This window comes from Paenarthrobacter sp. PH39-S1, from assembly GCF_030063245.1.
GTDB lineage: Bacteria > Actinomycetota > Actinomycetes > Actinomycetales > Micrococcaceae > Arthrobacter_M.
In genome coordinates this window covers 93,343-107,374 of record NZ_JASISR010000014.1, presented here as the reverse complement: position 1 = coordinate 107,374, position 14,032 = coordinate 93,343, and the positions used below count along the sequence as shown (strand labels likewise).

General features: G+C 59.7%; 8 protein-coding genes. 5 read left to right on the top strand and 3 right to left on the bottom strand.

Features of this window, described 5'->3' with window-relative positions; translation table 11 throughout:
* Window positions 1–9 precede the first annotated feature (9 nt).
* The gene (locus QMG52_RS10880; RefSeq protein ID WP_283560425.1) at window positions 10–1,080 is read right to left on the bottom strand and encodes a DAK2 domain-containing protein; all 1,071 of its coding nucleotides are present in this window, start codon (window positions 1,078–1,080) and stop codon (window positions 10–12) included.
* On the bottom strand, window positions 1,070–2,137 hold the full coding sequence (locus tag QMG52_RS10875; protein ID WP_283560424.1) for a thiamine-phosphate kinase: 1,068 nt from the start codon (window positions 2,135–2,137) through the stop codon (window positions 1,070–1,072). The genes QMG52_RS10880 and QMG52_RS10875 overlap by 11 nt, the downstream gene beginning before the upstream one ends.
* A 157-nt stretch (window positions 2,138–2,294) precedes the next feature.
* Here QMG52_RS10875 and QMG52_RS10870 point away from each other — a divergent pair, with 157 nt between their 5' ends.
* Window positions 2,295–2,876: a YdcF family protein gene (locus QMG52_RS10870; protein WP_283560423.1), complete on the top strand. Its 582-nt coding sequence runs from the start codon at window positions 2,295–2,297 to the stop codon at window positions 2,874–2,876.
* Between the two features lie 260 nt (window positions 2,877–3,136).
* On the opposite strand, the gene QMG52_RS10865 is transcribed toward QMG52_RS10870, so the two are convergent.
* Complete coding sequence (locus QMG52_RS10865) at window positions 3,137–3,307, bottom strand: hypothetical protein (RefSeq protein WP_283560422.1); 171 nt, start codon at window positions 3,305–3,307, stop codon at window positions 3,137–3,139.
* 212 nt (window positions 3,308–3,519) lie between these two features.
* Here QMG52_RS10865 and QMG52_RS10860 point away from each other — a divergent pair, with 212 nt between their 5' ends.
* The 4 genes from QMG52_RS10860 to QMG52_RS10845 all read left to right on the top strand — a co-directional run bounded on the left by QMG52_RS10860 (window position 3,520) and on the right by QMG52_RS10845 (window position 13,944).
* Complete coding sequence (locus QMG52_RS10860; protein WP_283560421.1) at window positions 3,520–4,218, top strand: phosphocholine cytidylyltransferase family protein; 699 nt, start codon at window positions 3,520–3,522, stop codon at window positions 4,216–4,218.
* A gap of 181 nt (window positions 4,219–4,399) precedes the next feature.
* Window positions 4,400–6,130 (top strand): TIGR03767 family metallophosphoesterase, encoded by a 1,731-nt coding sequence (locus QMG52_RS10855; RefSeq protein WP_283560420.1) that lies wholly within the window; start codon window positions 4,400–4,402, stop codon window positions 6,128–6,130.
* A 124-nt stretch (window positions 6,131–6,254) separates the two neighbouring features.
* On the top strand, window positions 6,255–10,004 hold the full coding sequence (locus QMG52_RS10850; RefSeq protein ID WP_283560419.1) for a bifunctional glycosyltransferase/CDP-glycerol:glycerophosphate glycerophosphotransferase: 3,750 nt from the start codon (window positions 6,255–6,257) through the stop codon (window positions 10,002–10,004).
* A gap of 88 nt (window positions 10,005–10,092) precedes the next feature.
* A complete protein-coding gene (locus tag QMG52_RS10845; protein WP_283560418.1) occupies window positions 10,093–13,944 on the top strand; it encodes a CDP-glycerol glycerophosphotransferase family protein in 3,852 nt (1,283 codons plus the stop codon).
* Window positions 13,945–14,032: the final 88 nt, after the last annotated feature.

Sequence of the window (14,032 nt, the reverse complement as noted above, 5' to 3'; positions counted from 1 at the left end):
GGTGTCGCGTTAGCGGAGCTCATGGGCATCGGGGCTGAAAACCGATAGGTTCAGCAGCGCGGCGGCGTTTTCCACGGCCGTATCTTTCGCTGCGGCGGCGTTTTCCACGGCCGTATCCATCGCCGCACTCAACTGCGTGACACTGACATTGCTCGGGTCGCCGACGGCATGGATGAGCTCAAGCGCCGGTCCGGATTCGGGCACATGGACGTGCAGCCGCCAGCGGTACCCGCCGTCGGGCACGTCCACCGGCGACACCGCGCTCATGATCACCGAATCCCCCAGCTCATCGAGCTGCATCCGCAGACCGGCTGCGTCCAGGGGCGAGAGGTTGATGGTGCACATGACCTCCACTCCCCTGATTTCGGGCATGTTCGCGTGGATGTGCGGATCCTGGACGCTGTAGCCGGAGAGCCCGTCCAACAGTTCCGCCTCCAGCTCCTGCCCCAGCACCACGGAGCGCAAGCAGTCCAGCACCAGCAGCAGGCCCACCCCGCCGGCGTCGACAACTTTGGCTTCCCGCAGCGCCCCCAGCTGGTTCTCGGTCTGCACCACCGCCTCCACCGCGGCCACCACCGCGGCATCCAGCACCATTGCCAGGCCATGGTTGCTGTCGTCGCCGTGCTGGGTCGCGTCAACCCTGGAAGCGGCGTTGGCGCTGGCCTCGAGTACCGAAAGCATGGTGCCGGGCATCGGCTCGCTCAGCGCGGACCAGGCGCGGATCTGCGACCGCTGCAGCGCGGCCGCCAGCAGCGGCCCGCTCAGCCGGGTCGCGCCGATCAGCGGCTCCGCAAGGGCGGAAAGGAAAACGGAGAACAGGGTGCCCGAATTGCCACGGGCGTTCTCCATCGCCGCTCGACCGGCCACGGTCAGCACCGCGCCGACGTCGGGCAGCTCCACATCATGCGTGGCCGCGGCGGCAGCGCGCACGGTCAGGTAGAGGTTGGTGCCGGTGTCCCCATCGGCCACGGGGAAGATATTAATGGCGTTCAAACGGTCGCTGTGGTTGCCCAGCGTCTCTTCTGACTTGGCCAGCCAGCGCCGGACCGCAAGTGCATTGGCGGCAATCTTAGACTGCAAAATGATCCCATCCCACGGCGTCCGCAGCTGACCCTGCGATTGTCACCGGCGGAGTTGACACGGCGCCGGGCATTACCGAGCCTATCGCAGTGAAGCCGTCCGGGAGTGTTACCCCGGCCGGAAATGTGCACAACAAACCGTGGTCTTCCCCGCCGCCGAGCACCCAGTCCAGTGGATCGGCGCCGAGCAGCGCGGCGGTTCCGGCCAGCGGGGCGGCCAGCCGCTGCAGCGCGGACGGGTCCAGATCCAGCGATACACCGCTGGCGCCGGCAAGCCGTCCGGCATCGCGGGTCAGTCCGTCGGAAACGTCCAGCATGGCGGTGGCACCTGCCCGGACAGCGGCGGGTCCGGCAGCCAAAGGCGGGCGCGGCCGGCAAAAGAGGCCGACGACGGCGGCAAGCCCGGCGTCCGTCGCGAGGCCGGCGTCCGCCGCGGGAACGGGCGGCGCTGGGGGAACGGGCGGCGCTGAGGGAACGGGCGGCACGGTGGGCACGGTGCTTTCGAGCACAGCCCAGCCCGCCGCCGCATGGCCCACCGTGCCGGCCAGCGCCACAGTGTCCCCCGCGCGGGCGCCGGAACGCAGCACCGGGTTCCGGCCCTGCAGCGTCCCCATGACCGCGACCGTGACCACGATTTCGCTGCCACCGGAGAGGTCCCCGCCGGCCACTGAGCAGTCAGTCGCTCCGAGTTCCCGGATCGCGGCATTCAGTCCCTCGGCCACGCCCTCGGCCCAGGACACCGGGGTGGCCGCCGGCAGGGTGAGGCTGACGACCAGGCTGGTGGCGACGGCGCCCATGGCGTTGATGTCGCTGAGATTCTGCGCCGCTGCCTTCCAGCCGACGTCGTATCCGGTGGAGGCGTAGCCGTTGGCCCAGCGCAGCCGAAAATCCCGGTCCTGGACCAGCGTGTCGATGGAGACCACCACGCGGCCGTCCGGCGCGGCCACCACGGCGGCGTCGTCGCCCGGGCCCAGCAGCACGGACGCGCTGCGGTCAAGCCGCGGAAAAATGCGCGCCAGCAGCCCGGACTCGGAGAGCTCTCCTACGGTTAATGTCATGAAGCAACCGTATAACGGGGCACCGACAACACCGGCCGGCGCCGCTGCCGCTGGAGTCGAGGGTCCGCTGCGGCCGGCGTGCACCTGCTGCCGGGCCCTGCAGGCGGGGCCAGCTCTACCGGCCGCCCGCGCTGCAGGTGGCCGGTAGCATTGTCGGGTGCCCGTCCTCCGCTCTCCAGCCCGGCGCCTCGCCGCCGGCGGGCTCGTCGTCGTCGTCCTCCTTGTACTGGTCTGGTTCCTGACCGCCTACCAGCTCTTTGCCGATCCCGAGCAGACCCAGCCGCACCAGGCCGACGCCGTCATCATGCTCGGCGGGGCCAGCAGCGAACGTCTCCCGGTGGCACGCGATCTGGTGGAAGCCGGCCATGCACCCGTCCTGGCGATTTCGCACACCCGCAGCGCCGGGAATGTTTTGGCCGACGGCGTGTGCGACTATCCGGGCGTGATCCCGTTCGCGCTGGAGTGCTTCGAGCCGGCCACGCTGGACACCAGAGGTGAGGCAGCCGCCATCGGAAAACTCGTCAAGGAAAAAGGCTGGCACTCCGTCATCGTAGTCACCTCCCGCTACCACGCCACGCGGGCCCGGACCCTCATCACTGAATGCACCACCGCGAAGGTACAGATGATCGTCTCCGAACCCAAGCTTTCCCCGGCGGGGTGGCTGCGCCGGTTCATCATCGAATCCGGCGGCCTGATCGATGCCAGGCTGCACCCGGCCTGCCCGGAACCGGTGCAGTAGCCACCAGCGAAACGCGGACCAACTGTCCCCCGCCCGCGCCCGCACCGTTCAGTCCTTCGGCCGCACCGGACGGGCCGTGTAAGAATTGAAAGCCCGCCCCTCGAAACTGTCTGACAGTGTTTTAGGAAGGAATCGAACGTGACCCCGTCCGCGGATCTTCCTTCCGCACGCCATATGCGTACCCGTAGGCGCGTCTCCTACCGTCCGAAACGAACCCGTCCGAACCCAACCCGTCCGAAACCAACCGCCAAATCTGCGGCTCATTCGACGAACGGGCGCCCGTCATCGGCGTCGCGTGGCAGGAAGCGTTCCATTGCGTTGACGCTCGTCATACTGATCAGTTTGGCCGTCCCCGCCCTAATCGTCGCGCTGCTGCTGGCCGGCTGACGCCGCCGGTGCACGGGGAAGCAGCACCGAATCGCTACCTTCATCGCCCGCACCTTGACCACCGAACGGGAGCGAGGTTGACGGCGGGTTAACCTTCGACAACATCGGAGAATCCGGAAGCCTACGTACGATCAGCTATGATGGGAGCCGGGGAAGACTCTTTGGCCCGTTGGCCTGGCACTGTGACCGACGCTTTCGCGTATGGCTGTCCGTTATTTCCCACGGCAGACCGAGCTCATCGAGATAGGAAATAACTATGACCGTACAGGCCGTAATACTCGCCGCCGGGATGGGCACACGACTCGCACGTCCGCACCCCAAGCCTATGACAGAACTTCGCGACGGCCGGACCATCATGCACCAACAGGTCCAGAATCTGCAGGGCGCATTTGGCAAGAAGCTGCGGCTGACGGTCGCCGTCGGCTTCAAACTGGAGATGATCCTGGAGCATGTGCCCAACGCTTCCTTCGTCTACAACGAAAATTTCGATCAGACCAATACGTCGAAGAGCCTGCTGAAAGCGCTGCGGAATTCGACCAAGGGTGGCGTTTTGTGGATGAACGGCGACGTCGTTTTCGACCCCGACATCCTGAACATGCTCGCGCCCTACATAAAGCGGGACGAATCCTTCATCACCGTCGATGTTTCCTCCGTCTCCGACGAGGAAGTTAAGTACACCGTCGACGACTACGGACGGATCCAGGAACTCTCCAAGAGCGTACAGGCAGATCTGGCCCAGGGCGAGGCAGTTGGCATCAACTACGTGGCTTCCAAGGATAAGAAGAAGCTCATCCGGCGGCTGGAGCAGGTGGGCGACCAGGAGTACTTCGAGGGCGGTATTGAGCTGACGATCCAGGAGGACGGCCTCAAATGGCTGCCGGTGGACATCAGCGCGTTCTATGCCGTCGAGGTCGATTTCCCGGATGACCTGGTTCGGGCCAACGCCAGCCTTTAGGCGCTCGACCCCACGATCCCAGTAGCTGATGCCATCGCCAGCAGCAACCCGCGCTCGTTGCGGTGGCGCATAAAAGATAGAGGTCTGCACCATCCCTATGTCGTCTCCCCGCGCCAAATTGAAATCGCTCCGACTTTCGCGACGTGAGGCTCTCCGGCTCTCCTTCGCAGGAGCCTCGGGCTTGGCACTCGCCAGCATAAGCGGTTCCCAAGGCGGTGTGCCGGTAACGGCTGCCGGGACCGGAAGTTTCACCACCTTGGACCGCACCGTTGTTCCCGGTCACGTGCGGGTCAAGGGTCTGCCTTACAGAAGCCTGGCATTTGGTCCAGGCCAAGGAACGGTAGTGCGCGAGGAGCTTTGTCGGACGGTACCTCAGTCGGGTTCCCGACGGGTGGGCTTGGCTGCTTTTGCTCAAATAACAGACACGCACATTATCGATGCCGCCAGCCCCGGCAGAATGTCGTTTCTTTGGCAGTATGGCGACTTCGATAACGGTTTCCCTACATCCGGGCGGTTCCGGCCCCAGGACCTGCTGACCGTTCATGTATTGGACGCGATGGTCCGGAAACTGAACGCGATGGGGGCAGGTCCTATCAGCGGCCGGAAATTAGATTTCCTCATGTCCACCGGAGACAGCTCTAATTCGTATGCAGGCGACGAACTGGCTGCAGCAATCGATACCCTCAATGGTGTGGAGGCCTCGTCCCATCCCGTGACAGGCGGCTACCGCGGAGTGCAGGACCACGATTGGGCGCCCGAGGATCTCAAGAAGTACATTTGGCATCCCGAGCCGGAAAGTTCTGGTGCCACGCCTGATGAATGGAAAACACGTTATGGCTATCCGACGGTTCCCGGTTTTCTTGCAGCCGCTGTAACACCCGTCCGAACAGCTGGATCGTCCTATCCTTGGTATTCCGGCTTTGGTAATCATGACGAGTGCGGCAGGGGAACGGGCACTGCCCTATCGCCACAGGAAAGCTTCATCGATAGCCTCCGCGTGGGCAAACAATTGCCTCTGGACCTGCCGGCAGATACAGCCAGATCAAAATTCTGGACGTCGATTAAGGATTCGAACGCGGCCGAACGGCATGAGTTGCTGGCATCAATGCCATCCCGCTCCGTGCAATCTTCCGAACTCCGTGCGCCGTTCACGAAGAAGGACTTCATGGCAGCCCACCTTGGGAACCCAGGACCCGCCGGACCTCACGGGCATGGCTTCAACGAGGAAAGCGTGCAGAGCGGAAAGGCTTATTACACTTTTGAGATGGCTCCTGGGCTGCTGGGGATCATGTTGAACACCGCTTCGCCGGATGGAACAGCCGACGGATTTTTGGACTCAGCGCAAGCGGCCTGGATGGAGGATCAGCTCGCTTCGGTCTCGAGAAAGAGCTATAGCTCCAAGGGCAAGGAGGTAAACGCAGACGTTGAAGACCGTCTTGTTGTCCTCTTCACCCATCACCCATCGTCGTCGTTTCCGTCCGCTGAGGATTTGCATAACGACGACGACGGCGAAACCGTCACGCAAGAGGCATTGCTTTCCATGCTGGCGCGTTTCCCGAATCTGATCCTCTGGATGAACGGCCACCAGCACCGGCACAAGGTGACCGAGCACGAGAACCCCCACCAGCCAGGCGGGATGTGGGAAATAACAACGGCGTCGCACATCGATTTTCCGCAGCAATCCCGGATAGTGGAAGTGATCGACAATAACAACAGCACCCTCTCCGTAGTCGCAACCCTGATTGACCACTCCGGCCCGGAGACCGCCGCCGACGGTGAACAGCTGTCGCCAGCATACCTTGCTTCCCTAAGCCTGGAACTTGCCTCCAACCGACCCGGCCTCAAGCCGCGGGACGTGATGGGGCAGGCTACGGATCAAAATGTCGAGTTGCTTTTACCTAGGCCGTTTTGAGCGCCGAATACCCGGCGTTGGCACTCCCCGCTTCCGCTATGGGACCATGGTGACGGCGCCGGAATGATGGCCCACTTTTCCCCCACACTTTGGTCGGCAACAGATGAGAGAATCGGATACCGCCATGGCAGGTCTTAAGAACACCCCGGCAGTAGCGAACCTCAAGGCGATGGCCGAGAGAAAGCTCCGCCGCCTTTGGCGCACCCTCCCTCCGGAACAGCGCACCCAGATCCGTGCAGCGGTTCACCCTGCGGACGTGGTAAAGGTCCAGCAGATCGTGAAGGCGCAGCAAATTGTCAAGGCACCCAGCCAGAAACCACGGGTTTCTGTCATCATCGTTGCCACAGAACAGGCTCTGGATGTCGCCGCCACCCTTCGAAGCCTGCTGGGACAGAAGCCGTCAGCGATGGAAATCACCGTCGTCGACATCGTCGAGAGGGATAGCGTCAGTGCTGCCGTTCTGCCGTTCGCAACGCGGGACGTCAGAATTAAGTACCTGTCCGCGCCGGATATCTCAGAAACTGCGGCCCGTGAGCGTGCGGTTTCAAGCTCCCGCGCACCCTACCTGCTGTTCCTCACGGCGGGGGACGTCGTTGAGAAAAGCCAGATGGAACTCTTTTTTCAAACCGCACGGGAAACAGAATCCGACATGGTCGTCGGCATGTCCGGAGTCGCCAAAGGCAAGACTGCCTCGACACCTGCCTGGCAACGAAAACTACACGGCGAACGCCGGTTGGCCTTGGTGCTGGCTGAAGCGCCAGAGGTGCTACTGGATGGATTCCTGAGCAACAAGCTGTTTTCGCGGGAATTCTGGACCGAGCAGGTCGCTCCGGTCGCCGCCGACCAAGGGCATTGGCAGTACGAAGCTATGCGGGTAGCGTATGCCCGTGCCGCCACCTTTGACCTTCTCGACGTGAAGCTGTCGAACACTTCCCAAGATGATGCCGCCCGGGTCGTACCTCGGGAACTGCTGTGCCAGCAGCAGTATCTTGAGGACCGTTTGAAGCGCCTTGAATCGTTGGCGGCAATGCTGGGTCAGGACGCTTCGCCGGAACTATACCAGCGGTGGCTGTCCCATGAGCTGGGCATCCGCCTCTTCCGGTTTTTTGAAGTAGTCCCGCGAACGGACGAGACTTACTGGGAATCCCTGCAAAGCACCGTGTCACGGCTCGCCGACGACCATGACCTTGACTGGGCTGCTATCCCGCTCCACAACAGGCTGATTCTGGCTTCCGTGCTCGCCAACAACCGCGTTGACGTGGAGCGCATCTGCAATAACCGCAGCGACTACGGTTCGAGTTTCGCGACATCCTTCACTGAGAACCAGCTCCTGGCTCAGCCCGCATATCTGTCAGAGCTGAGTGCGTCGTTCGATCAGGAGTTGCTGGTCTGTCAGGACGTCGATCTTCGGATGATCAGCAAACTCACCCACTTCACCTGGCTGACCGATGGGCGTCTGGAAATAGGCGGACACGCCTATATCTCGTCAGTGGATCCGGTGGCTGGTGGAATGATCATTAACGCAGCCCTGTTGAATACTGACGAGACCATCGTTCTCCCCCTCGAAGTTGCGCGGGCCAGCGACCCCGCGATTGACTGGGAGTCCAATGACAATTGGACTTCCTACGCTGAAACTTCGTTCCGCACCGTCATCGATCCCCGGCAACTGCTCGAAACAGCGGAATACTCTGAAGTGACTGCATGGCATATCAGGCTGACCCTTCGGGCCTACGACATGACGCTGGAAGGGATTATCGCCGGCCGCGACCTCACTGGCTCCACTGGTCAGCTGGACGTTGGGCCAATGGTGGGCACCGAACGCCTCGCCGTGGAAATGCGACCTGGGAGCACCGGCCTGACTCTTGTCCGTGTCGTCCCGATGTACATAGCTACCGTTGTCGAGCTCAAGGGACGGACGCTCGAACTGACTGTGCAGGCCAACTCAGCACCATTGGCCGCGAAAATTGCAGTGGAATGCGCTAAGTTCGGTATTCGGAAGACCGCCACATGCACCAGCGTGGACGGAAACACCGCGAAATACGCGGTCAACATACCGCAACTGGCGCAGGACGCCGGATTGCGCACGGAGTACGAGTGGCAGCTGCGCCTCGATAGCGGCTTCAAGGCTCCCCAGCCGGTAGCCTGGCCATTGGATTCGCAGTCCCTCATGGAGCAAGTCGACGGCACCGGGAGCCTACGGGTCCGTCTCACGGGCTACGGCTTCCTTACCATCGAAGAACGCAGGACGCGGGTCATCGCTTCATTCATTGACATTTCAGCGGACCACCGGGTACTGACAATAAAGGGGACGGCCGATCTTCCCGTCATCCACGCCCCACGATTCGTGCTGTCGAGCGGCAAGGCCGTCATCCCGGCGACCAACGTCTCCTTGGACCTACGGACCGATGACGGCAGCAACGCCTTCGTGGCTGAATTCGTCCTCCCGCAGCGACCGTGGGGCGACGAGGAACTCATGCCCGAATCGGGTGCCTATAGTGTCAGATACGTTCCGCCGGGTGTTGAAGACACCCAGGGTTACTGGTTCCCCGCCGGCGAGGAGCTCCAACAGCAGATGCCGCGCCGCATTGACGCCGGTCGCACCGAAGTCGGAATCACCCGCTCGTCCCGGAATGCTGCTCTGACTGTGCATCTGCGTCCGCCCTTGGCTCATGACGAGTTGGGCAGGTTCAATCAGCAGGCCATCCGTCTGCGTGCGGCCCAACAAGCGCCCCATGATTTGCGTGAGGCAGTTCTTTTCATGTGCTTCGGCGGCCGCCGCGCAACGGACAGCCCTCGGCGTCTGCTGGAGGAATACCAGCGGCGCGGTTCGACCTGGCCGATGTACTGGGCCATCTCCGACTATTCGGTTCCAGTTCCCCCTGGAGCTTCACCGGTGCTCATCGGTTCCAAGCTGTGGTATCGCCTGCTCGGCGAGGTCCGGATCCTGATCAACAACAACAATTTCCCGTTTTACTTCCGTAAGCGGGAAGGCCAGGAATACATCCAAACCTGGCACGGCACCCCGCTGAAGAAGCTCGGGAACGACGTGGCCCGGACCAACTTTTCACTGTCATATTGGAATCTGATGTGGCGGGAAGCAGATTACTGGGATGCCCTGCTCGCACAGAATGATTACGCAGCCGAAGTCCTGGCAAAGTGCTTCGGCTTCGATGGACGTGTCGTAACAGAAGGCTACCCCCGCAACGACAGCCTCACCCCCGACCGCATGGCGCTCGCCCGTCCGGCGATAAGGGAAAAACTTGGCATACCCGAGGGAAAAACAGCCATCCTTTACGCACCCACGTGGCGCGATGATGCCAAGAATGACTCAAAGCAGTACGAGATGGTCACCTACCTGGACTTCGAGGCGGCCCAACGCCTCCTTGGCAACAATTACGTCATTCTCCTGCGCGGCCACCACAATATCGCCGGTCAGCGCCAGACAGCAGCGAACAAGTTCGTCATCGATGTTACGGAGTATCCGGAGGTCAACGATCTGTACACTGCCGCGGACATTCTCGTGAACGATTACTCGTCCGTTATGTTCGATTTCTGCGTCACGGGCAAACCGATCATCTTCCTGACGCCGGACATCGCGCAGTACCGGGACGCAACCCGGGGATTCTATTTCGATCTGGAAGAGAAGGCTCCGGGACCCCTGCACAACACCACGGAAGAAGTTGTACGGTCCATCAAGAACATCTCCTCCGTCTCCCGACGATACGCCAAGAGGTACAGCGAGTTCGTCCAAACCTTTGCACCGCACTGCGACGGCCATGCTACAGAACGTGTCCACGGATTTCTCTGGCCAGAGGGCGCGGGATTAGCTGCCCTCCCCCCTGCAGCGGATCCCTCACCTTCAAGCCGTGATTAAGTTAGTGGCCCCCGCCAGATAATCATCATGACCACACGGACCAAAACCAATTTGGGGGCGGTCACACTAGGAACTATCCGGGAGAATAATGATCGGGTTGCAAGAATCGATGGCGCGTGCGCGTGAGCTAGAGGAACTGGAGGAGTGGTCTGAGGCGGCCGAAGCGTACAACGCCGTCCTTGATGCTAGTGAGATCAACGCCCCAGAGGTCCTTTTCAGTCTGGGACACGTATATTTCCATATGCAGATGCTCGCGGAGGCAGCAGCAAAAATGGAATCCGCCACTGTCCTCCGTCCTGGTGTTGCTGCTTGGCACTACAGGCTCGGATACGTGTTGGAGAAGCTGGAAGAGCCCGCCAGAGCGGCCGAGCAGTATGGAATTGCAATATCGCTACAACCGAACCGCCCGCGCTGGCAACACCGTTTGGAGGTCACTTCCGTGGAAGCGTCTCGCGCACGGGAGACCCGCCTCGAGGCCCAGCGCGTCCGTGCTGCTAGCCAACGCTCGCGTGTGAAGGACCTCGTTAGCAGGAAAGCACCCAAGTGGCAAGAAATTGAAGCACTTGAGGCGGGACTCCAGCTCCATAACGATGATCCCCAGTGGCTTACCCGGCTTGCTGAGGGCCAATTCTTCATGAATCGCATCTCGGAAGCGGCAGTCAATTTCGCTGCGGCTGCCGCACTGGAGCCGGACAACGCTGAACTGCACTTTCGTGAGGGGTGGTCCTGGGAGCTCCTGGGAGACCACGACAAGGCGAATCGTGCATATCGGCGTGCAATCCATACCGACTCAGCGCTAGATGCCGCCACCTTCGGCATCGGCGTATTCTTCCAGAGACGGGGCCGATGGGCTTCCGCTGCGAAAGCGTTTGAGGCATCCCTCCGAAACAAACCCTTGCTTGCTGAGCTTCATTACAAGCTCGGCCTCGCCTCTCAGCGCTGCTACGACTGGGCCGCTGCGGCTAACTCACTTCGGAACGCAGTGGCTCTTGATCCTGCCGTTCCCCAATGGCATTACCGGCTCGGCTTCTCGTTTGAGAGACAAGGAAGCTGGCAGGACGCCGCCGCGGCGTACGAATACGCAATCGCTATTCATGATTCAGCGCCGGCTTACTGGCAATACCGTTTGGGGTACGTTCGGGTCCAAGCGAATTCATATGAAGCAGCGTGCCAAGCGTTCGCTTCCACTCAGCCATTCGACGACGCTTCCGTCCAGAAACATCTTCCGTCGCTTAGCTCCGCATCGGAAAATTACATATCGGAAATCTTCGCCCGAACGTTGCACGTCGCCATGGCCTCGCAATCAGCGACTTTGTGCCATGAAGCCGGCGTCCGATTGGAGGCAAGCGGACACCCTGGCCTCGCGGCGGCTGCCTTCCTAGCGAGCGTGCGAAGGACTGAGAAACACACACCCGCACGGTACTACCGTTTAGGGCGCGCACTCCAGAACGCCAAAGACTTTGAAGGAGCATGTAACGCATACCTTGAAACTCGTCATTTCAAGCGCGCTCATGGAGTCGATACAGCTCAATATCTGAAAAATAAAGACCTCAAGCAGTCAATGGTCTACACAGAGTATCTCGAAACTCTGAACATCGAATCGGAAACCATTCTCTACGAGAGCGGACATGGGAACTCTGTGTCGTGTAATCCATTGCAAATTTATCGCAATCTCATATCCGATCCGCGTTTCGAGGCATTCACTCACGTCTGGGTTCTCAACGACAAGGATCGCATACCTCAAGAAATGCGCAGCAGGGAAAATGTGATTTTTGTCGCACGCGACACCGACCTGTACCTACGGTACCTGGCCACTGCGGGCTATCTAATAAACAACAATACCTTCCCTCCATATTTCACCCGTCGGAAGAATCAACAATATCTGAACACGTGGCATGGGACGCCGCTAAAAACGCTCGGTCGAGACATCAAAAATGGTTTCATGGACCATCGAAACGCTGCCAGAAACTTTCTCCATGCCACCCATATGATTGCGCCAAACCGGTTTACAGCAGACTGCCTGATTGAAAAGTACGACGTGGCGGGACTGTTCCCCGGCAAGCTGGCCGTCACAGGTTACCCTCGAGTCGATTCGACTATCAACACCGACCAGAACGCAAAGGATGACCTTCGGAGGCGCCTTGGCATTTCAGTTGATCGCAAGGTTGTTTTGTACGCGCCAACTTGGCGGGGATCACTCGGGTCTACGGACTCGGACAATCAGCAGGTTCTGGATACCATGGCGTGTCTAATGGACTTAGATTGTCATCCTCTCTTCCGCGGACATGCGATGGTTGCAGGGACACTCGAAAACACCGCGCTGTATGACTTCCTTGTACCCGAAGACCTCGACACCAATGACCTGCTGTCCATCGTCGATGTACTGATTACCGATTACTCGAGCATCTTCTTTGACTTCATGGCTACAGGCAAGCCAATCGTTTACTTCGCTTACGATTTGGCTGAGTACTCCGCGGATCGCGGCCTCTATTTCGACTTGGAAACGATGCCGGGGCGCGTCGCCCTAGAAACGGAGTCTCTAAAAGAAGAAGTCGTCCGAGCCATGGCTCGGGATAGGGAGCCTGACCAGAAGTACCGACAAGGAATGGCTACGTTCTGCGGGCTTGAGGACGGGAATTCAACTCAAAGAACCATCGACTTCTTTTTCTTCGAGGATGGTGAGCATGTCTTGGACACTGCTAAAGGCAAAAAGCAAAACGTCCTCATGTATCAAGGCTCCTTTATTCCGAATGGCATAACAACATCTTATTTGAACCTGGTTAGGCATATCGATTTGGAGAAAAACCGAGTATGTTTGGTAGTTGAGCCAGTGACCGTAAAATCTGAAGAGAGGCGCCTCGACAAGTTCGCTCAGAACCCGTCGCACGTCCAAGTCCTCGGTCGTGTCGGTGGACAGCTCGTGACAGCAGAGGAACGCTGGGTGATTGATAAATTCAACGCAATAGGCGACTTCGCTGCGGAAGAACAGCGTGAAATCTACCACCGGGCTTTCGAACGCGAATTCCGCAGGATGTTCGGTTATGCAGTTTTCGACTCGGTCGTTTGCTTCGAAGGCTACGCGCGATTTTGGGCGGCCCTCTTTGCCAATAGCACAAATCCCGGTGCCAGAAAGTCGATCTATCTGCATAACGACATGCATAGGGAGTGGCTCCACAGGTTTAGGTATCTCGAGTCGATGTTCCGTCTTTATGGAAGTTATCAGCAGCTGGTATCCGTTACGAAGAGCGTAAGCGAGGAGAACGTGCGGCAGCTATCCGCGAAATTCGACTTACGACCGGAGCTCTTCACGTTCTGCAACAACGTCGTCAACGCAGAAGAGTCCAAGCAGCTTGCCACAGAGGCGTTGGACGGTGACCTCGCGGATTGGATTGGCGGCGACACCACGCTTTTCCTCACACTGGGGCGCCTCTCCCCGGAGAAAGGGCATGCGAAGCTTATTCGCGCCTTCGCCAAGATCGTAGATTCCAATCCGAACTGCAAGCTTGCCATATTAGGCGATGGGCCGCTGAAGGAGGACCTCGAGTCGTTGATCCAGAGCCTTTCCTTGGAATCGCACGTGCTGCTTGCGGGGCTATGGCTCAACCCCTTCCCGGCGTTAGAACGTGCCGACTGTTTCGTCTTTTCCTCCGACTACGAAGGCCAGGGGCTCGTCGTTCTCGAGGCGCTCATCTTGAACAAACCTGTCGTTTCAACGGATGTCGTGGGTCCGAAAAGTGTGCTCGAAGGCGGATACGGAATGTTGGTTGACAACAGTGTTAATGGACTAGTTGACGGCATGCGCGGCTTCCTGTCAGGAAAAATGAACTACAAGCCTTTTGATTACGAACTCTATCAAAAAGAAGCTATTCAGAAATTTGAAGAAGTCGTACTTGGATTTGCTGAGAAGGAGTATGAGGCACCTATCCGATCCCGGCGTTGAAAATCAAAGCTGCCCACCCTGGAAACGAGGGTCACCATGGAAGCTTCTTCTATCAGACTTGGATCGCACGACCTCGCCGGAATGAAGG

Coding starts and splice junctions, on each gene's coding strand:
- QMG52_RS10875 (WP_283560424.1), bottom strand. CDS start 2,137: ATGACATTAACCGTAGGAGAGCTCTCCGAGTCCGGGCTGCTGGCGCGC.
- QMG52_RS10865 (WP_283560422.1), bottom strand. CDS start 3,307: ATGAAGGTAGCGATTCGGTGCTGCTTCCCCGTGCACCGGCGGCGTCAG.
- QMG52_RS10860 (WP_283560421.1), top strand. CDS start 3,520: ATGACCGTACAGGCCGTAATACTCGCCGCCGGGATGGGCACACGACTC.
- QMG52_RS10850 (WP_283560419.1), top strand. CDS start 6,255: ATGGCAGGTCTTAAGAACACCCCGGCAGTAGCGAACCTCAAGGCGATG.
- QMG52_RS10845 (WP_283560418.1), top strand. CDS start 10,093: ATGATCGGGTTGCAAGAATCGATGGCGCGTGCGCGTGAGCTAGAGGAA.